Annotated in this window: 20 protein-coding genes; 9 read left to right on the top strand and 11 right to left on the bottom strand. The window is 61.7% G+C overall.

Annotated features, from left to right (window positions below; translation table 11 throughout):
* Positions 1 to 68 precede the first annotated feature (68 nt).
* Positions 69 to 449, top strand: a complete 381-nt coding sequence (locus BM216_RS33590; RefSeq protein WP_143102814.1) for a hypothetical protein — start codon at positions 69 to 71, stop codon at positions 447 to 449.
* A gap of 11 nt (positions 450 to 460) precedes the next feature.
* Here BM216_RS33590 and BM216_RS21020 read toward each other — a convergent pair whose 3' ends face one another.
* Positions 461 to 1684 carry a YeeE/YedE family protein gene (locus BM216_RS21020; RefSeq protein ID WP_093001161.1) on the bottom strand — a complete coding sequence of 408 codons (1224 nt, stop codon included), beginning with the start codon at positions 1682 to 1684 and terminating at the stop codon, positions 461 to 463.
* A 227-nt stretch (positions 1685 to 1911) separates the two neighbouring features.
* Positions 1912 to 3396, bottom strand: coding sequence for a YadA-like family protein (locus BM216_RS21015; RefSeq protein WP_093001160.1), 1485 nt, complete (start codon positions 3394 to 3396; stop codon positions 1912 to 1914).
* Between the two features lie 169 nt (positions 3397 to 3565).
* Here BM216_RS21015 and pncA point away from each other — a divergent pair, with 169 nt between their 5' ends.
* From pncA to BM216_RS21000, 3 genes are all read left to right on the top strand, one after another.
* Entirely contained in the window at positions 3566 to 4192 is a 627-nt protein-coding gene (pncA, locus tag BM216_RS21010; RefSeq protein ID WP_093001159.1) for a bifunctional nicotinamidase/pyrazinamidase, read from the top strand.
* Positions 4193 to 4388: 196 nt separating this feature from the next.
* The gene (locus BM216_RS21005) at positions 4389 to 5126 is read left to right on the top strand and encodes an AzlC family ABC transporter permease (RefSeq protein WP_093001158.1); all 738 of its coding nucleotides are present in this window, start codon (positions 4389 to 4391) and stop codon (positions 5124 to 5126) included.
* Positions 5127 to 5462, top strand: coding sequence for an AzlD family protein (locus BM216_RS21000; RefSeq protein ID WP_244530253.1), 336 nt, complete (start codon positions 5127 to 5129; stop codon positions 5460 to 5462).
* 10 nt (positions 5463 to 5472) lie between these two features.
* Here the strand turns inward: BM216_RS21000 and BM216_RS20995 are convergent, their stop codons facing one another.
* Positions 5473 to 7308: an aminopeptidase P family protein gene (locus tag BM216_RS20995; protein WP_093001157.1), complete on the bottom strand. Its 1836-nt coding sequence runs from the start codon at positions 7306 to 7308 to the stop codon at positions 5473 to 5475.
* Between the two features lie 265 nt (positions 7309 to 7573).
* Between BM216_RS20995 and BM216_RS34080 the strand changes: the two genes are divergently transcribed.
* On the top strand, positions 7574 to 7747 hold the full coding sequence (locus BM216_RS34080; protein ID WP_177230860.1) for a hypothetical protein: 174 nt from the start codon (positions 7574 to 7576) through the stop codon (positions 7745 to 7747).
* Positions 7748 to 7928: 181 nt separating this feature from the next.
* On the opposite strand, the gene BM216_RS20990 is transcribed toward BM216_RS34080, so the two are convergent.
* On the bottom strand, positions 7929 to 8807 hold the full coding sequence (locus BM216_RS20990; RefSeq protein ID WP_093001245.1) for a 50S ribosomal protein L11 methyltransferase: 879 nt from the start codon (positions 8805 to 8807) through the stop codon (positions 7929 to 7931).
* Positions 8808 to 8881: 74 nt separating this feature from the next.
* A complete protein-coding gene (locus BM216_RS20985) occupies positions 8882 to 9481 on the bottom strand; it encodes an SCO family protein (protein ID WP_093001156.1) in 600 nt (199 codons plus the stop codon).
* 480 nt (positions 9482 to 9961) lie between these two features.
* On the opposite strand from BM216_RS20985, the gene BM216_RS20975 reads away from it, so the two are divergent.
* Both BM216_RS20975 and BM216_RS20970 read left to right on the top strand, forming a co-directional pair.
* Complete coding sequence (locus BM216_RS20975; protein ID WP_093001154.1) at positions 9962 to 10429, top strand: chemotaxis protein CheW; 468 nt, start codon at positions 9962 to 9964, stop codon at positions 10427 to 10429.
* Between the two features lie 195 nt (positions 10430 to 10624).
* Positions 10625 to 10927, top strand: coding sequence for a hypothetical protein (locus BM216_RS20970; RefSeq protein WP_093001153.1), 303 nt, complete (start codon positions 10625 to 10627; stop codon positions 10925 to 10927).
* A 35-nt stretch (positions 10928 to 10962) separates the two neighbouring features.
* On the opposite strand, the gene BM216_RS20965 is transcribed toward BM216_RS20970, so the two are convergent.
* Both BM216_RS20965 and BM216_RS20960 read right to left on the bottom strand, forming a co-directional pair.
* Positions 10963 to 11466 (bottom strand): CreA family protein, encoded by a 504-nt coding sequence (locus BM216_RS20965; RefSeq protein ID WP_093001152.1) that lies wholly within the window; start codon positions 11464 to 11466, stop codon positions 10963 to 10965.
* An 82-nt stretch (positions 11467 to 11548) separates the two neighbouring features.
* On the bottom strand, positions 11549 to 12139 hold the full coding sequence (locus tag BM216_RS20960) for a 3'-5' exonuclease (RefSeq protein WP_093001151.1): 591 nt from the start codon (positions 12137 to 12139) through the stop codon (positions 11549 to 11551).
* Positions 12140 to 12416: 277 nt separating this feature from the next.
* Between BM216_RS20960 and BM216_RS20955 the strand changes: the two genes are divergently transcribed.
* The gene (locus BM216_RS20955; protein ID WP_093001150.1) at positions 12417 to 12956 is read left to right on the top strand and encodes a GNAT family N-acetyltransferase; all 540 of its coding nucleotides are present in this window, start codon (positions 12417 to 12419) and stop codon (positions 12954 to 12956) included.
* A gap of 3 nt (positions 12957 to 12959) precedes the next feature.
* Here the strand turns inward: BM216_RS20955 and ligA are convergent, their stop codons facing one another.
* Complete coding sequence (gene ligA, locus BM216_RS20950) at positions 12960 to 15125, bottom strand: NAD-dependent DNA ligase LigA (RefSeq protein ID WP_093001149.1); 2166 nt, start codon at positions 15123 to 15125, stop codon at positions 12960 to 12962.
* A gap of 209 nt (positions 15126 to 15334) precedes the next feature.
* On the opposite strand from ligA, the gene BM216_RS20945 reads away from it, so the two are divergent.
* The gene (locus tag BM216_RS20945; protein WP_093001148.1) at positions 15335 to 15904 is read left to right on the top strand and encodes a cytochrome b; all 570 of its coding nucleotides are present in this window, start codon (positions 15335 to 15337) and stop codon (positions 15902 to 15904) included.
* Between the two features lie 25 nt (positions 15905 to 15929).
* Here the strand turns inward: BM216_RS20945 and recN are convergent, their stop codons facing one another.
* From recN to lpxC, 3 genes are all read right to left on the bottom strand, one after another.
* Entirely contained in the window at positions 15930 to 17603 is a 1674-nt protein-coding gene (gene recN / locus BM216_RS20940) for a DNA repair protein RecN (protein ID WP_093001147.1), read from the bottom strand.
* 42 nt (positions 17604 to 17645) lie between these two features.
* On the bottom strand, positions 17646 to 18488 hold the full coding sequence (locus BM216_RS20935) for an outer membrane protein assembly factor BamD (RefSeq protein WP_177230859.1): 843 nt from the start codon (positions 18486 to 18488) through the stop codon (positions 17646 to 17648).
* Positions 18489 to 18703: 215 nt separating this feature from the next.
* The gene (gene lpxC / locus BM216_RS20930) at positions 18704 to 19663 is read right to left on the bottom strand and encodes a UDP-3-O-acyl-N-acetylglucosamine deacetylase (protein ID WP_093001145.1); all 960 of its coding nucleotides are present in this window, start codon (positions 19661 to 19663) and stop codon (positions 18704 to 18706) included.
* Positions 19664 to 19733 lie beyond the last annotated feature (70 nt).

Raw genomic sequence — 19733 nt, 5'->3', positions numbered from 1 at the left:
TGTGGAGGTTTCGACCCTACGCGCCATCACTCGTTACCCGAACCGTTACTCTTCAGGGCGAGCGCCGCATGGCGCGCCTCGCCTTCCAGACTCCAGCGGTCGATGAAAACGGAGCTGTGCCGCGCCGAACCGCCATGCGAATGGGTGAGAGAATGAACGATTATGGTAACCAATGTCTTTACGCCGCCCCGATCAGTTTCGGTGGTGCTGATAAAAGCCCAAGTCGCCGGAAGTTTAACCGAAATGCGGCAGGCCTGTGTTTCTGGCCACTTCAGATTAAGGCACGTCAACCCCGCGACTGTTGCTGTTTAGCGACAAAATGCCCGTCATACAAGGCAACAGGGTTAATTTTGCCGAGCGCCCTTTGGTATAGACCAAGAAAAAGCTGGGGCGCGGAAAAGAAAAAGGCCGCCCGCGACATCGGCGGGCGGCCTTTTTTTTTGCGTTGATTACAGCTCGATCAACCGTCGATGCGACGGATGGCCCGACCTTCTTCGAAAAACCACGGGCGCAGGCGAACGCCGATGACATTGCCGGCGAAAGCGGCCACCGCCCAGAGATAGCCGTGCAGGCTGCCGGACGCGATGCCGGAGAAATAGGCGCCGATATTGCAGCCATAGGCGATGCGCGCGCCGTAACCCAGCAACAGGCCACCAACGACGGCAGCCAGGATCGACCGGCGGGGAATGTTGAAGTTCGGCGCAAACTTGCCGGCAAGCGTAGCGGCAAGCATGGCGCCGGCAATGATGCCGAAATCCATGACCGAGGTCACATCGGAAAACACGCTCTGCGCAAGGGCCTTGGCATTGCCGGGCTGCTGCCAATATGCCCAGGCGGTAGGATCAATCCCGATCAGCTGGGCACCCTTTGCGCCCCAAAGCGCGAAGGCAGAAGTGACGCCCCAGGGACGACCGGCAAGCGCCAGCGTGGCAAAGTTCAGGATGACAAGCGCAATCGCGCCGAACACCAGCGGCCAAGGGCCGCGCAGATAGCGGGCAAGGCCGTGACGCGGGGAAGGAGGCGCTTGCTCGAGCGCGCCATTGCGCTTCTTTTCGACAACGACGGTGATAGCCGCGATGGCCGCGAAAATTGCCAGCGACGCCGCGATACCGCCTGCTGCACCGAAGGTCTGGAACAATGCGGTGGGCGGCACTGACGGCAGGCTTACCCACCAGTCGAAATTGATGGTCGCGATGACCGAACCGACGATGAAGAAGAACAGAGTGATCAGCATGCGGGCATTGCCGCCACCGGCCGTGAACAGCGTGCCGGAAGCGCAACCGCCGCCGAGCTGCATGCCGACGCCGAACATGAAGGCGCCGACGATGACGCCGATGCCGGCAGGCGAGATATTGCCGCGCACTTCGGTGCCAAACAGGACGCCGCTCGACAGCGCCGGGAAGAACAGGATAACGGCAAGTGCCAGCAGGATCATCTGGACCCGCAGCCCGCGCCCCCTGCCCTCGGCGATGAAGACGCGCCAGGCGGAAGTGAAGCCGAAGGCCGCGTGATAAAGCGACATTCCGAGCGCACCGCCGATGAGGAAGAGCGCACCGTGGGTCGGCCCGTAGATCGCGCCGAGAACAACGGTGCCGAGCACGAGAACGACGAGCGACACAAGGCCGGGCGTCCCCAGCGGCGGCAGCGCTTCAGCGCGCGAGCCGACGGTAGAAGAAATGGACATTCGAATACTCCTAGAATTGCGCCCTTGATAAGCGCAGCGTCCGCGGCCCGCGAGAGATGAAATTCCATGAATCCCGACAGAAATAGAAGCCCGTCGCGCGGAACGGGAGATTTGCAGCAAAACCGGCTCCAAAACTGAAAATTCCACCCCGCGTGGGGAGCGCGGGGTGGAATGTGCCGACGGGATGGGGGACCCGACCGGCGGGGGAAACCGTAAGGACTTTTGCGTCAGAATTCGCCGGCAAGACCGACCCTGACGCCGGCGCTGCCGCCTGGTGAATAACCGACCGAGGCGTCCAGTATGACCGGGTAGTTCGTATCGAACATGTGTGCGACCGCGAAGCTGGTTGCCACTTCGCCGTGATAGGTGGAGAGGTTCGTGCCCCAGGATGTCTTGCCGGGAGCGGATGGCTTTGGCGCCGGGGTCATTGCCATGGCGGCGGCGATGCCTTGCCGCGCCTCCCTGCGCAGGTTTGAAACGTCGCCGCGCAGATTGGAAATATCGCTGTTCACCCGGTTTATGTCGATATTGGCGCTGGCGATATTGCCGGCCGCATCGGTCGTCAGGACCTGCGTCGGTCCGCTCTGGGCAGCACGGCTGGCAGCCGACGTCACACCGGGCATCGTATAGGTGTTGGACGACGTGCCGATCATCACCTGCCCGGCGCGCGTTGTCGTCGCCCCGCCACCGATCGCCGTACTGTTGGCGTGAGCGGCACTCGAGCCGTAACCGATTGCGGTCGCGTCGGCACCGGTCGCGACCGCATCCGGTCGGCCGCTGGTATTGTTGGCCGCAAGCGCCCCGTTCGTACCCGTCCCTCCAATGAAGGAATTGAGCGCGGCGATCGCCGTACCGACATCATTGTAGGTATTGCCACGTAGGGTATAGCTCGGGCCTGTGAAGACGTTGGTGGTCGCGTTGTAGGAGGAGCCGCCACCGAGAGCATCGGCCACGTCCCCGAGACCCGTGGACATCGTGGTCTGCACGGCGCGCAACTGGCGGACATTGACCGCGTCGGTATCGGCCGTGCCGCCAGCAACATTGGTGAGCTGGCGCTCGCCACCAGCAGATCCGACCGAGACGGCGCCGGCCGTGGAGGCAACGGCGGTGCCCGAAAACAGTTCGGCAGCGCCGTTCATACCGGCCCGGCTGGCGATCGAGTTCGCACCCAGCGCCACACCGCCGACCGCGCTGACATTTGCGTCCGCGCCGAGCGCCACACCGCCGGCCGCCGTGACTTGCCCGCGAAGGCCGAGTGCGACGGCATTGGCGGCGGTAATGCTCGTATTGGCGCCATTGCCGATCGCGATGGAGTTGACCTCGCCAGCGACCGATGTCGGGTTCGCCGCACCGCCGAGACCATTGAGCGTCCCTCCCCCCATGGAAATCCCCGTCGGCGCATCGATGGCAATCTGGTTCGCAGCAAGTCCGCAATCCGAGGAGCTGACAGCCTGACCATTCGTATCGAGAACGGTGAGACCGATATTCTGCCCGCTCAACGCGCCGCGGATATTCAGATCCACGAGGCCGGCAAGAGGCTGAAGCAAGGCATCGAGCCCCGCAGCGACCGGAGCGATGACGGGAAGATCGACGCTGAGACCGGAGCAGACATCCACCAAAGGCGCTGACTGGGCATGCGCTGTCGTGCTGTTCAGCACGGCGATAAGGGTAACGGGCATAAGGGAAAAAGCGGTTACTGCGAGCCTTTTCATGACAACTCTCCAACTCCGGTAAGAATTATCATTTTCCAATATGCTTAATAAGCCATTTCTAATTTAGATGAAGAAGATAATTTCAATGACAGCTCTGAATTGATTGGGAAATTTCGCTTGCCCGCCCGCCGAGACCTTGTCACAATAGCTTGGAGACGGGAGAGCAACCATGAAAGCGCTGTTGTTGGTCGACATCCAGAACGGGTTCTGCCCTGGTGGAAACCTCCCCGTCGCGGACGGTGATGCGGTCGTTCCGGTGGCAAATCGGCTGATCCGGGACGGTGGTTACGACGTCATCACCGCCTCGCAGGACTGGCATCCGGCCGACCACGGAAGCTTCGCCTCCCAGCATCCCGGCAGGAAGCCTTTCGACATGGGCGAACTCTCGGGCCAGCCCCAGGTCATGTGGCCGGACCATTGCGTCCAGGGCAGTTCCGACGCCGAATTCCATCCCGACCTTGAGACCGACGAGATCGACTACATCCAGCAGAAGGGCGAGAACCCGGCCGTCGACAGCTATTCCGCCTTCCGCGACAACGACCAAGCGGCCCTGACCGGGCTTGCCGGTTACCTCAAGGCGCAGCAGATCACGGAACTCGACATCTGTGGTCTGGCAACCGACTATTGCGTCAAATTCTCGGCCCTTGACGCCCGCGACATGCTGCCTGACGTCAAGGTACGCTTCGTCTCGGATGCCAGCCGCGGCATCGATCCTAAGGGCGTGGCCGATGCGATCGACGAGATGCGCTCGAAAGGCATCGGCATCGTCACCAGCAAGGAAATCCTCGCCGACTGAGCGCGCCCTGCCCCCTAACCAAAGAGCAGCCCTTCCTTTGCCCTACAGTTCATCGAAATAGATGATTGAATAAGCGCAATTCGTTTGTCAGCCGCCACGTCTGCGCCTAAACGCCGGGCAGGATCGGCGCGCCCCTGATGCTCGCCTTGGAGGAGACGTTCGCCATGGTGCGGACGGACGGATTGGAACAGACTGCATGGATACCAGTGATCAGGTCAGGGACGGCTTCAAGAACGGCGTTGTGGTGGCGCTGTCATCCGCCCCATTCGGCATCCTCTTCGGCGCGATCGCCGTCGACAACGGTTTCAGCCTGACCGAAGCCGCGCTGATGAGCGCTATTGTCTATGGCGGTGCAAGCCAGCTGGTCGGCATCGAGCTTTTCGGCCAGCATGTCGCCGCCTGGGTGATCGTGCTGTCAGTGCTGGCAGTCAATTTCCGCCACGTCCTCTATTCTGCAGCGCTTGCGCCGGTCATCGGCCGCTATCCGCACGCAGAACGATGGCTCGCTTTCTTCCTGCTGGTCGACCCCCAGTTCGCCGAGGCCGTTAAACGCGGCGATGCCGGCAAGCCGGTAAGCTTTCCCTGGTATATCGCAATGGGCTCCATCGTCTGGTGCGGCTGGGTTATCAACACGATCATCGGTGCCTTTTTCGGCCGGATGATCGGCGATCCGAAAGCGCTCGGCATCGACGTGCTGCTGCCGGTCTACTTCCTCGGCCTGGTGATGGGTTTCCGCAAGCGCCACAACTTCCTGCCCGTCATGCTGGCGGGTGGCATCGGCTCGGTCGCCGCCTATCACATCGTCGGCTCGCCCTGGCATATCAGCGTCGGGGCTGTGCTCGGCATCGCCGTTGCCGCCATTTTGCCGCCTCCAGCCATTGCCGAACCGGAGATGGAACCGGACGTCTCGCCTCTCGAAAAGGAGGCCATGTAAATGACGTCCGACATGAGTGCGTTTTCCATCGACAGCCACACGCTGCTTCTGATCGTCATGGCAGGCATCGCCACTTATCTGACGCGCATCGGCGGTTATGTGCTGATGGCCAGCATGAAGCGTATCCCGCCACGGGTCGAATCCGCGCTCAACGCCGTGCCGGCAGCGGTTCTGACGACGCTCGTCGCCCCACCCTTCTTCAACGGCGGCTGGGATATCAAGATCGCCATGGCGGCGGCGCTGATCGTCTGTCTGCGCTTTCCGGGCCTAACCATCCTTGCCGCCGGCTGGGCAGCCGTGATGGCCGCCCGCTATGGTTTCGGTCTGGGCCTCTAACCCGACCGGATCAACCCTCGATCGGTGCTGTCGCGGCTTCGAGCCAGGCCTGCACGGCGTCATCGTTCAGAAGCGGCATCAGCTTCTCGCGAACCGTGGCGTGATAGGTGTTCAGCCAGGCGAGCTCCTCAGCCGTCATCAGGGACGCGACCACAAGGCGGCGATCGATCGGGCACCAGGTCAGCGTCTCGAAGGAACGCATCGGCATGTCGCCGCCCTCGACCTCTTCCGCATCACGCACGAAGATCAGGTTCTCGATGCGGATCCCGTAATGGCCTGGGCGATAATAGCCGGGCTCGTTCGACAGGATCATGCCGGGCAGCAGCTCCTGAGTCGCCAATCGTGAAATGCGCTGCGGCCCTTCATGCACGGAGAGATAGGATCCGACGCCATGGCCCGTGCCATGAGCAAAATCGGCACCGGCCTTCCAAAGTGCGATTCGCGCCAGCGGATCGAGGTCGCAGCCGCGCGTACCCTTGGGGAAGCGCGCTGTGCTGATCGCGATCATGCCCTTCAGCACCAGCGTGAAGAAACGCTTGCGGTCTTCCGGCACCTCGCCGATCGCGACCGTGCGGGTAATATCCGTGGTCCCGTTGATATATTGCGCGCCGGAATCGATCAGGAACAGCTCGCCAGCCTCGATCTTGCGGTCGCTTTCCCGTGTCACGCGATAGTGCATGATGGCCGCATGCTCGCCGGCACCGGAGATGCTGTCAAAGGATACATCGCGCAGCGGGTTCTGCATGTTCTGGCCGACCCGCGAGCGTGATGCCTCCAGAGCCTGCACGGCCGTGATCTCGGTGAGCGAGCCCGGCTCCGCCTGATCGAGCCAGTAGAGGAATTCGACCATGGCAACGCCATCCTGCACATGCGCGTCCGCCGAGCCCTTCAGCTCCACCGCGTTCTTGATCGCACGCGGCAGGCGGGCGGGATCGGTGCCTTCGACGATGACGCCACCGGCGCTTTCGATCGCTCCTATCAGCGCCAGCGCCGTCAGTTCCGGATCGACCAGGATACGACCTCCATCGGCGGCATGAATGCCGATGCGGTCGGTCAGCGTCGCCGGCGCCTGGATCGTCGCCAACGGCTGCAGATGCGCCCTCGCCTCCTCGCCGAGCTTGCGCTCGTCGATAAAGATTTCCACCCTGCCGTCTGCCGTAATCAGCGCGCGCGACAAGGGATGCGGCGTATGCGGCACGTCGGCGCCGCGGATGTTGAATATCCAGGCCACCGATGATGGGTCGGCAATCAGCGCTGCGGCGATATCCTTGGCCTTCAAGCCGGCGGCAATCTCGGCGATCTTCTCAGCCGCCGGCTTGCCCGCATGGGCATCCTGCTGCACGGCCACGGCACCCAGCGGTTCGGCCGGACGATCGCTCCAAGTTTTGTCGAGCGGATTTTCGTTCAGCACAACGATCGAGCCGCCGATTTCCGCAAGAGCCTTTGCCAGCCGCTTCAGCTCCGTGCCGCCATGAAGCCACGGATCGACGCCGAGCCTAAAACCCTTTGGCGCATGGGCAGGCAGCCAGACATGCGGCGGCTCGTTGACGAGGTCGCCGCCGGTGAAGACGCTGCCGTCCACCTGCTCCGCAAGCTGGGTCACATAGCGCCCGTCGACGAAGACGATCGCCTGCGACCGGGTGATCAGCGCCACGCCCGCGGACCCGGTAAAGCCGGTCAGCCAGGAAAGCCGCTCCGCGCACTTCGGCACATACTCGCCCTGATATTCGTCGGCGCGCGGCACGAGAAAGCCGTCGATACCAAGGTCATCGAACCGGGCACGGATGGCGTTGACGCGCTCGCGTCCGAACTGGGGGGTGGAAGTGCTGTCGAAGGATTGAAACATGAGCGGACATTCCGAGTGATCTGAATCAGGAAAGCGAATGCTCGCACTTAATAGAATTAAGCTCGCAACCGCCAGTGCAAGGACCGCTTGCAGGCATATCGGATGATATTTGTGCAGGCGCGAAAAGAAAATGACGTCAGGAAAACCACCTTATGCGCTCAACGCATAACACCAATGACGCAAGCCTACTCACTAGGCATTTCGTAACATCTTATATTCCGGTCCAGACAGAGTGACGAAGCACTCACATCAAAGGACAAAATCGATGGCCAACTCCTTCTTCCGCAACGCCCTCAACCGCGTCGTCGTGGCTCGCGAGCGCCAGGTAGCCCGCTACGTCAACGGCGCCCTGATGGGCCTTGACGAGCAGACGCTGAAGAGCCTCGGCACCAGCCGCGAAGAACTTCGCCGCAAGGGCGCGACCAGCTACATCTTCTAAGCTGGTCGAGCGGCAATGCCGCTCACCGCAGGAAAGTCTCCCGCTCGAGCGTATCCTCCCTGGCTCGCGGGACGGTCGACTTCAGGTCGGCAAGAGGTGGCATGCAAATGCCGCCTCTTTTTGTTTTCAGTATCCGAAAACCGCATGCGGCATGCGCTAGATGCAATTGTGCGTCGCACAATCAGCCGTTGATGAGATGCATCGTCACCCAGCCGTTGCGCCAGATGGTCGATAGATGGCGGATGCCGGCACCCTTATAGGCCGCAATCACCTTCCAGCGCTGTGCCGCCAGAATACCCGAAAGAATGACGGAACCGCCCGGAGTGAGATGGTGGGCCAGTTCCGGCGCCATCTTCATCAGCGGCCGGGCGAGGATATTGGCGATGATGAGGTCGAATGGCCCCTCCTCCCGGAAAGCGACGGAATGGAAGCCCGGGGCCGTCTCCATCCGCATGCCGGAAACGATGCCATTGCGCCTTGCATTCTCGCGCGCCACGCGCACGGCGATCGGATCTATATCCGTCGCGAGAACCGGGATCTTCTTGACCTTGCGCACTGCGATGGCCAAGACACCGCTGCCGGTGCCGAGATCCAGCGCGTTGTTGACCGGGCGTGCGCGCAGCACCTTGTCGATCACTTCAAGGCAGCCCGCCGTCGTGCCGTGATGGCCGGTGCCGAAAGCCTGGCCCGCGTCGATTTCGATCGCGATGTCGTTGGGGCGGATCTTGTCGCGGTCATGGGATCCGTGAACGAGATAGCGCCCGGCACGCACGGGCTTCAACCCCTCCAGCGACTTGGCGATCCAGTCCACGTCCGGAATGACTTCGCGCTCGATCGGGCTATCGGGAAACGCCTTGCTGAGAGCCGACGCAATCCGCTCGCGGATCACATCCTCCTCGTCCGCCATGAGATAGACCGAGGCTTCCCAGAGATCCCGCTTCTCGTCCACCTCGGTGGTGGCGATCGCGTAATCCTCCTCGCCGAACTCGTCGGAAAGAAGATCGAGAATGATGCCCGCCGTTTCTTCGGTCGCGGTTACATAGAGGCGAATTTCGGCCACGGTCTTTTTCTCTCTGCTGATGGTTGCGCAGAGCATTGCCACAGATTGCGGTCAGCATTCAACCGCGAACGCGATCAGCCCTTGATCAGGTTGGAAAGCTTCTTCTCCGCCGTTTCGGCATTTTCCCCGTAGGCGATGGAGCCGGCAAAACGGCCGCCATTGTCGAGGAGGTAAACGGAGGCGCTGTGATCCATGGTGTAGTCACCGTTCGGATCGGCCTCATCGACCGGCACCTTTTTGGCATAGATCTTGAAACCCTTGATCATCGCGTTGACGGCGGCAGGATCGCCCGAAATGCCCTTGATCCGGTCGCTGACGTTGGAAACATACTGGCCGAGGATTTCAGGCGTGTCCCGCTCCGGATCGACGCTGACGAGATAGGCATTGAGCTTCGTGCCGTCCGGATCGACCTTCTGCATCCAGCCGTTCAGCTCGAACAGCGTCGTCGGGCAAACCTCCGGGCAATGGGTGAAACCGAAGAAGACCGCGGTCGGCTTGTTGCGGAATGCCTGCTCGGTAATCGGCTGGCCGTCCTGGGCGACAAGCGTGAAGGGAACGCCGAACGGCCCCTCCGCGATATCCTGCTTCTGCCGGGTGACTTCCAGCGTCAACCACACCAGCACGCCCGCCAGAGCGAATGCCGCGACCCACAATGCAATCCGAATGCTTTTCATTCCGCGTCTCGTGTTCCCGAAATCGATGGACGCATGGATAGACCCAACGGCCGAGCCGCGCAATTCAACAGAGCGTTGAGAAGGGCGCCCGCGCGCTTATGCCTCAAGAACGGCCGTGTCTGATCAGAAGCACCAAGACAGAGCGGTTTCGCCCGCCGAGAGCAGAATGGACGAACCGAACGTCACCCAGCCCCAGAACGCCCATGCCGACACACCCACCGCCGCGAGGCAGAGAAGGACGGAGGTCGGCAAGGCAAGGTTACGGCTCGGATTGTGCTCCATGCGCAAAAGTCTACAGCAACCTATCGCGGCTGAACAGAACGTGGGGCTGTTCTTTGCAAGCCGACGCTAACTCGCCCGTTTCACTTGGGGATTCACTTGTTTTTCACTTATCGCGGTCAATGATTGGTCAATAACGGAATCACGACGCCCGGTGCCATGCAGACACCTTCGGCTCCAGACCAACGGAAGAGTTCACACATGAGCAATGCGATCAAGCAGTCCGGCGCCTATCTCGAGATTGTCTCCTTTCACCTTGGCGATCAGGAATTCTGCATCGACATCATGGCGATCCGTGAAATCCGCGGCTGGGCACCGGTCACCCCGATGCCCCACACGCCGCCCTACGTTCTCGGCCTCATCAACCTGCGCGGCGCGGTGATCCCGGTCATCGACATGGCCTGCCGCCTCGGCATGAAAATGACCGAGCCGTCCGAGCGCTCCGCCATCATCGTCACCGATATCGCCGGCAAGCTGGTTGGCCTTCTGGTCGAGCAGGTTTCCGACATGATGACGATCAAGAGCGAAGACCTGCAGCCGGCGCCGGAAATCATTCCGGAAACCCAGCGCGACTTCTGCCGCGGCATCGTGGCGCTCGAAAAGACCATGGTCTGCTTCCTCAACCTCGACACCGTCATCGCCGAAGAGCTTTCGCGCGAAGCAGCCTGATCATCCATCGGCAGATTTGGATTTCCTTATACCCTCCGGCGGGCCTCCGCCGGAGGGTAAACTTTATTTGACATACGGCTGACCTTGCAGGCCCCTCGTTTGCCATCCAGATTTCCAGCAGTCCGAGACAGCCGAACCATCCAAGCGATGGAGGCCGGACGGCAGCTAGATTGGTGGGGATATTGGAGGATGGCCATGGTCAGAGTGTTCTCGTTTGCAGCATTGATTGCCCTCGTCTCGGCTGATGCTGTTGAGGCACAGACGTCAAGGCCCACCGGCCAGAACCGCGTGATGATCGTCTATACGAACCCGTCGCTCGACGGCATGTCGAAGCACGCAAGCTTCCCGTCCACGCCGGCCCGCATCGCCCGCGCCCAGGCCGAACTTCGCAGCAACGACGCGCTGCGAAACGAGTTGCTGAGGCGCAATATCCAGCTCAGGAATGTCATCGCCATAGACGAGGGCCGCAATGGCCGCTGGACTGTCTATATGCGCTGATCCGCGAAAGTCTCTATATGGAGACCGTAACCGGATCAGGGTTTGCCCTTCGTCCAGGTGACCTGCTGGCCGTAAAGCGGCACGGTCGAGATCGCCATCTTGGCCGAGCCGTTCACCACCTGCCGCGAATGGGCGAGATAGATCAGCGTGTCGTTCGTCTTGTCGTAGATGCGCTTGACGAGCAGGTCCTTCCAGATCAGCGAGCGCCCCTGGCGGAACACTTCCTCTCCGCCCTCGTCCAGCTCGATATCGCCGATCTCCACCGGCCCGGTCTGACGGCAGGCGATCGAGTTGTTGGACGGATCCTCGAACCAGTTGCCGTTCTTCAGCCGATCGATGACGCTGCGGTCGAAATAGGTGACGTGGCAGGTCACGCCCTTCACCTCGGGGTCCGGCACCGCCTCGACGATGATATCATTGCCGATCCAGTCGACCCCGACCTTGCCGACCACTTCGGCGAGGGCGGGCGCGGAAATCACGCCGGCAAGGGCGGCGGCGGCAGAAGCAAAGGCGACGAAACGGCGCTTGAAGCGGGGCATGGAAAATTCTCCGGTCTATGATCCGCGACCGGAAATAAGGCAGGCTCGCCGGCTTGCAAGACGACGCGGCGAAACGTCCGGGTTATTGCTTGCGCAAGGTGCAGGCGTCGTAGCCGCCGGCAAACAGCCGCCCTGCCCGCATGCCGATCGCCGGCGCGATGTCACCGACACGGGACACCTGCAGCGACCGCGCGATGGCGATCGACGCCTCGGCGCAGATCGCCGCATCCTCTGCAGCATTGTGATGCGTGAAGGACAGGCCCAGATGCTGCGCAAGCACGTTGAGCTTGTGCGAGATCAGATGCGGCCAGACCCTCTGCGCCATCTTCACGCTGCAGAGATAGGACAGCTCGGGATAGGCTTGCCGGTATTGGTCGAGACAGGCCCGCCAGACCGAGAAATCGAAAGCCGCGTTATGGGCAATCATCGTGGCGCCGGAAAAATCATCGGCGAATTCGTCCATCACCTCGGGAAACTCGCCGGCATCCTCGACATGTTCAGGGCGAATGCCGTGAATGGCAATGTTGAAGGAGGAAAACCGCATGTCCTTCGGCCGGATCATCCGCTCCTCGACCCGCACCACCCGTCCATCCTCGATCCAGGCAAGCCCGACCGAACAGGCGCTGCCGCGCTGTTCGTTGGCGGTTTCGAAATCGATGGCGATGGTTTTCACGATGGGCTTCCGGCTCTTCTGCTGGCGAGGCTTTTACGCCCGCAGACGCGATTCGGCAAAACAGCCTTGTTCCGACAGCTTGACCTTGCCCCTTTCTCATGGCCTGATGCGCCCATGATCAACGCGCTCGCCCTTACCCATGTGACCATGACCATTCGCCCTGCAGGGCGCGTGGCTGGTTTGGCGCGTTAGCCGATCATCCGTCCACCACCCTGCCGAATGATGGCAGGGTTCGGCGCGTCCGCTCTGCCTTAAGCAAACCCGAAGGAGAGCGAAGATGAAATCCGAGGAAGAGATCAGGGAAAAGCTACCGCGAGCCGAAAGGCTGGAAGGCTTCGTCATCCGCGCGGCTGGTCCGGCCGACGCCGAGGAACTGACCGCACTTGTCGCCATGCCAGGCGTCCGCTACGGCACGCTGCGCCTTCCCTTCCAGACCGTCGCTGAGACTAGGCAACGCTTGGAAAACCTCGGGCCGGGCGGCAAGGAGATCGTTGCCGATCTCGCCGGCCGGATCGTCGGCAGCCTCTTCATCGGGCCGATGCAGGGTCGGCGTCGCCACGTCGCATCGATCGGCATGGGCGTGCATGATGAGTTCAAGGGCCGCGGCGTGGGTTCGGCGCTGATAAGGGCGGCCCTCGACCTCGCCGACAACTGGCTCGACATCCGCCGCGTGGAGCTGACCGTCTTCACCGACAATACCGATGCCATTCGCCTCTACGAGAAGAACGGCTTCGTCACCGAGGGCCATCTCCGCGACTTCGCCTTCCGCGACGGCCGATATGTCGACGCCTATTCGATGGCGCGGCTGAAGACCTGAGCCTCAGCCGCCGATAAAGGCGAGCCACTCGTCCTCGTCCATCACCTCGACGCCGAGTTCCCTCGCCTTGTCGAGCTTGGAGCCGGCGCCGGGACCGGCCACGACATAGTCGGTCTTCTTCGAGACCGACCCTGCCACCTTGGCGCCGAGCCCTTCCGCCCGGGCCTTGGCCTCGTCGCGGGTGAATTTTTCGAGGCTGCCGGTAAAGACCACGGTCTTGCCGGCAACCGGGCTGCTGGAGGCGGCAATCTGTTCGGCCTCCTGCGGCGTGACTTCCTCGCGCAGCCGGTTGATCACTTCGATATTGCGCGGTTCCTTGAAAAACTCGACGATCGCCCGGGCGACGATCTCGCCGATACCCTCGATATTATTGAGATCCTCCCACGCGTCACCGGTAAGTGACGCGGCGTCCTTCATCGCCCTGTCGAAGGCTGCGTAACTGCCGTAGTGGCGCGCCAGCAGCTTGGCGGTCGTCTCGCCGACATGGCGGATGCCGAGCGCATAGATGAAGCGGTTGAGCGCAATCAAGCGGCGCTCGTCGATCGCATCGAACAGCTTCTTCACGCTGACCTTGCCGAAGCCTTCGATATTTTCGAGCTTCATCAGCGGCGAGGCATCCTGCCGCTTCTTCAGCGTGAAGATGTCGGGCGCAGTGCGGATCTGCAGCGCGGGATCTTCGGCCTCGAAGAAGAAGTCGACCTGCTTGGTGCCGAAACCTTCGATATCGAAGGCATTGCGGGAGACGAAATGCTTCAGATGCTCGGTCGCCTGCGCGCGGCAGACGAAGCCGCCGGTGCAGCGCGTGACCGAATCGAGCTTGCCGGTCTTCTCGTTCTTCTCGCGCACGGCGTGGCTGCCGCAGACCGGGCATTTGGTCGGGAACTCGTATTTCTTTGCATCGGCCGGCCGCTTTTCCATGACGACATCCAACACCTGCGGAATGACGTCCCCTGCCCGCTGGACGATGACGGTATCGCCAATGCGGATATCGTGATCGTCCTCGCGAATTCGCTCCCCGGAATTGCCGATGCCCTCGATATAGTCGGCATTGTGCAGAGTCGCATTGGTGACGACGACGCCACCGACCGTGATCGGCGTCAACCGCGCCACCGGCGTCAGCGCGCCGGTGCGGCCCACCTGAATGTCAATATTCTCGACCGTCGTGAATGCCTGCTCCGCCGGGAATTTGTGTGCCGTCGCCCAGCGCGGCGAGCGCGAGCGGAAGCCGAGCCGCGCCTGAAGGTCGAGCCTGTCAACCTTGTAGACGACGCCGTCGATATCGTAGTCCAGATCCGGCCGGGCGAGACCGATCTCGTGATAATGGGCGAGAATGTCGTCGAGCGAATTCAGCCGCTTCATCAGCGGATTGACCGGAAAGCGCCAGTCCTTGAAGGTCTGCACCATCTCGTACTGGGTCTTCGGCAGGTCGTTCGGCTCGGAAATCTCGCCCCAGGCATAGGCGAAGAATTTCAGCTTCCGGCTCTCCGTCACCTTGGCGTCGAGCTGGCGCAGCGACCCTGCGGCCGTGTTGCGCGGATTGACGTAGAGCTGCTTGCCCTGCGTCTCCATCTCGGCATTGAGCGCCAGGAAATCGCTCTTGGCCATATACACCTCGCCGCGCACCTCGACGACCGCGGGCACGCCCTTCGGCAGGCGGTTGGGGATTTCCTTGATCGTCTTGACGTTGGCCGTCACATTCTCGCCCGTCGTGCCGTCGCCGCGGGTCGCGGCGTTCACGAGAATGCCGTTCTCGTAACGGATCGACATCGACAACCCGTCGATCTTCGGCTCGGCCGTAAAGGCTATCGAATTGTCCGGCAACTGACCGAGGAAGCGGTAGACGGAATTGACGAAGTCACGCACGTCCTCGTCCGAAAACGTATTGTCGAGCGACAGCATCGGCCTTGAATGGGTAATCGGCGCAAAGGTCGCGAGCGGCGCGGCGCCCACCTTGATCGAAGGCGAGTCGGCGCGGATCAGCTGCGGAAAACGCTCCTCGATCTCACCGTTGCGGCGTTTCAGCGCGTCATAGTCGGCGTCAGAAATCTCCGGCGCATCCTTCGCATGATAGAGCTCGTCGTGATGGGCGAGCTCCTTCGCCAGCCGCTCCAGCTCGGCGGCGGCAGTCTGCTCGTTGAGGGTCTCGACGGGTGTCTGATCGGCGGCCATGCGGGAATCTCCATCTTCACCGCTTTTCTAGTGCAATCCATGAGGATTGGAAGAAGCGCCAGTTCGACGGCCAACCAAAACTCACGAAGATGTTGGGCACTAACGGGTGGAACGATGGCGGCAACCGCTGGACGCGGCGCAGTTCTGCATCGTAATACCTGTGCGCAGAACTCAGGTTCAAAGAGCATGCTGACAAGGAGAGCTACCGCATGGCGCATCGCTGGAGAGACAACGGACTGCGCTATGGTCTCGTTACACGCATCTTCCATTGGAACATGGCCTTCATCATCTGTTGGCAGTTCTCCGGGATCGTCGTCAACCGGTTGTTCGGCCGTTCAGCGCTCACCGATCTGCTCAATATGACCCACGGCGAACTCGGAGCGGCGATCCTCGTGCTTGCCGCGCTGAGAGCGATCTGGGGCTTCTATAATCTCAGGAACCGCCCGCCCCACGAACAGGGCGCCTTGGGCCTTGCCGCCCGTGCCGGCCATGCCCTCCTCTATCTGCTGATGCTGGCCATACCGGCGCTGGCACTGCTGCGCGCCACCGGCTCCGAATGGGGCCTCGCCCTGTTCGGCTTTGAGATCGTGCCGCGCGGCAACGAGCGGGTAGAATGGATGGTGGCGCCCGCCAATCTGCTGCACGGCGCGCTCGCCTGGACGCTGCTGGCCATGATCGCCGGCCACATCGCCATGGTGCTGATCCATCGTTTCGTCTGGAAGGATGAAGTGCTGCGCCGCATGGCAGGACCGGCGCCGTTGCCGCAGGCAGCGGAATAACAGCGAGCCGTCGGCTCCAGGCTCGTCAGCCGTTACCCGACAGCAGCGCCGCTGCAGCTGCCCTCGCCTCGTCGGTCACGGAAGCGCCCGACAGCATGCGGGCGATCTCTTCGGCCCGATGTTCCTGCTCCATGGTCGCCACGCGCGTTGCGATCTTCTCCGAACCGTCGCTTGCCGGCCCCTTGGAGATCAACAGATGCGTCGCGGCCCGTGCCGCGACCTGCGGCGCGTGGGTGACGGAGAGAACCTGCACGTTGGCAGACAGGCGCTTGAGGCGCTGCCCGATCGCGTCTGCAACGGCGCCGCCGACACCCGTGTCGATTTCATCGAAGACCAGCGTCGGTGCAGAGCCGCGATCGGCCAGCGCCACCTTGAGCGCCAGCAGGAAACGCGAGAGTTCGCCACCCGACGCGACCTTCATGATCGGCCCGGGACGCGTGCCCGGATTGGTCTGAACGTGGAATTCGACCGTATCGATACCCTCGGCCGCAGCCGATTCGGGATTCGGCGTGACATCGACCATGAAACGGGCGCGCTCCAGCTTCAGCGCCGGAAGCTCGGCCATGACGGCCGCGGCCAGCGCCCCTGCACCGATCTTGCGCTTCTCGGAGAGAGCTGCGGCAGAGTGGTCGAATTCCCCCTTCGCAGCAGCAGCCAGCTTTTCCAGTTCAGCAAGCTTCTCCTCGCCGGCATCGAGATCGGCAAGATCGGCGACCATCTTCTCGGCCAGAGCTGGCAGGTCGATGACGGCAACTGAATATTTGCGGCCGGCAGCGCGAAGCGCAAACAGCCGCTCTTCGACACGTTCCAGCTCGCGCGGATCAAACTCGGTGCGCCTCAGCGCCGCCTCGACCTCCATCTGCGCGTTGGAGAGATGGTTGAGCGCCTGATCCAGCAGCTCGACCGTCTCTTCCAGCAGGCCCGGCGCCTCGTGGCTCTTGCGCTCCAGCCGACGCACCATCGAGGCGATCAGCGGCACCGGCGAGGCATTGCCGTTGAGGAATTCCGACGCCTCGGAAATGTCGCCCGCGATACGCTCCGACTTTTGCATCTTGGACCGCTGCTCGGCGAGTTCGTCCTCTTCGCCATCGCGCGGTGAAAGTGCTTCAAGCTCCTCCACCGAGGCACGGATATAATCGGCCTCGCGGGCAGCCGCTTCCACCTTGGCACGATGGGTCTTGAGCGTCCGGTCGGCATCCCGCCAGGAGCGGTAAAGCCCGCTGAGTTGCTGTACCTCGTCGCCGAGACCCGCAAAGGCATCGAGCAGCGTGCGATGGGCATCGGTATCGATCAGCGCGCGGTCATCGTGCTGGCCGTGGATTTCGACCAGCACCTGCCCCGCCTGACGCATCAACTGCACGCTGACTGGCTGGTCGTTGATCGAAGCGCGTGTACGCCCGTCCGCCGACTGGATACGCCGGAAGATCAGGTCGCCGTCGTCGTCGATACCGTTGTCGCGCAGCAGTTTTCGGGCTGCATGGCTCATCGGCACGTCGAACACGGCCGTCACCTGCCCCTTGTCCTCGCCATGGCGCACCAGGCCGCCGTCGCCGCGACCGCCGAGCGCGAGAGAAAGACTGTCGAGAAGGATCGATTTGCCGGCGCCGGTCTCGCCGGTCAGCACGGAAAGGCCAGCCTCGAAGGCAAGGTCCAGCTTCTCGATCAGAACGATATCGCGGATCGAAAGCTGGATCAGCATGCGGCCTCGCCCATCAATTCAGGCAGATAGATTTCAAAACAATCAGGCGCCGATAAGCTTGGCCCCGGCGCGGGAAATCCAGGAGCCCTTGTTCTCGCGCGGCTGAACGCCGCCCGACTGCAGGAGCTTGTAGGAATCATCATACCACTGGCTGTCCGGATAGTTGCGTCCGAGCACGGCTGCAGCGGTCTGCGCTTCTTCCACGATACCCATGCGATAATAGGTTTCCGTCAGACGCGCCAGTGCTTCCTCGACCTGGTTGGTGTTGGAATACTGCTCCACGACGACACGGAAGCGCTGGATGGCGGCGAGATATTCCTTGCGCTCCAGATAATAACGACCGATCTGCATTTCCTTGCCGGCGAGCTGGTCGCGGGCGAAACGGATCTTGGCCTGAGCGTCCTCGACATATTCCGAATCGGGATAGTCGTTGACGACCTTGGTCATCGCGCTGATCGTGTTGTTGGCGGCTTTCTGGTCCTGGGTCACGTCGGCGACCTGCTTGGAATAGCTGAGGCCGACCAGATACTGCACATAGGCCGAATCCTGGCTGCGCGGATACTGGTTCAGGTATCGGTTGCCGGTCGCGATCGCATCGTCGTTGCGGCCCATGCGGTATTTGGCAAACGTGCTCATCACCAGGGCCTTTCGGCCCCATTCGGTGAACGGGTTCTGGCGCTCGATGCTGTCGAACTTGCGGCTGGCTTCAACCATGTTGCCCGCCTTCATGTTGGCGAGACCCTGATTGTAGAGCATTTCTGCTGACTCGCTCTCGAAGCCCAGCTTGGTAATATCGATATCCTTGTCGGACTGGCACGCAGTCACGCCAAAACCGATACCGAAGAGAGCGATCGACAGCAGGCCGGCCCTCGTCAAGCTACGCATTCCTACAGACATTCCATCAGCCATGCGACAGTCCCTGATCCGTCCCCGCGTAAATCTTCCGTGCCCAGCGGCGTACTAGCCATAAAAGCAAGGTAAGGGCAACGCAATGGTTCGGCATTAATGCATTTTTGTGGCAACGACCGCGCCTAATTGCCTCAAATCAAAGAAAAAGGCCGCTTCTTTCGAAGCGGCCAGCCAGACGGAGGTAATAATACTCAACCTGCCCAGGGGGCGTATTCGGCAATGCTGACCGGAACGAATTCACCGGCCCGCACACGCGTCCCGACGGAAGACGGAGCCTCGACGACTTCGTAGGCAGTAGGGTCGCTCAGCAGCGCCTTCAGCGCATTGGCGTTCATCTTGTGGCCGCCGCGATAGGAGCGGTAGCAGCCGATGAACTGGGCGCCGGCAAGCGCCAGATCGCCGACGGCATCGAGCGTCTTGTGACGAACGAACTCATCCTTGGCATAACGCAGGCCTTCGACGTTGACGACCGTTTCATCATCCGAGATGACGACCGAGTTTTCCAGCGAGGAACCGAGTGCGTAGCCTGCAGCCCACAGACGCTCGACGTCACGCATGAAGCCGAAGGTACGGGCGCGGGACAGTTCGCTCTTGAAGGTCGCGGCAGTCAGGTCGCCCTTCCAGCTCTGACGACCGATCAGCGACGAGGCGAAATCGATCTCGACTTCGAATCGCGTGCCGTCATACGGGCGGAATTCCGACCAGGAAGCACCGGAATCGATTCGCACCGGCTTCACGACACGGATGTAGCGACGCTTGATGCCGAGATTGACGGTACCGACCTGCTCGATCGCTTCGATGAACGGATAGGAGCTGCCATCCATGATCGGCATTTCAGCGCCGTCGACTTCAACGACGACATTGTCGATGCCCATCGCGTAGAGCGCGGCCATGACATGTTCGATCGTCGCGACCCACTTGCCCGGCGATACGCCGAGAACCGTGCAGAGATCCGTCGGGCCGACCTGCGAGGAGACGGCGCGGTATTCGACTGAACTGCCGTCTTCAAGATTGCGGCTGAACACGATGCCCGTTCCAGCTTCAGCCGGCTGGAAAGTAATGGAGACCGGAGCCCCAGAATGCACGCCGATGCCGCTCAACGTAACCGGAGCAGCGATCGTTGCCTGAAACCCGAGCAATCCAATTGTCATTACATATGCCTTCTTCTTATCGTCGTCTCCGCACCCGCGGATCCGTAGTCTTAGCTGGAAGGATGTGAAT

Source organism: Rhizobium sp. NFR07 (assembly GCF_900111905.1).
Classification (GTDB): domain Bacteria; phylum Pseudomonadota; class Alphaproteobacteria; order Rhizobiales; family Rhizobiaceae; genus Neorhizobium.
Note: the sequence above shows the minus strand (reverse complement) of the source record. Positions and strands in the feature narration are given on the sequence as shown.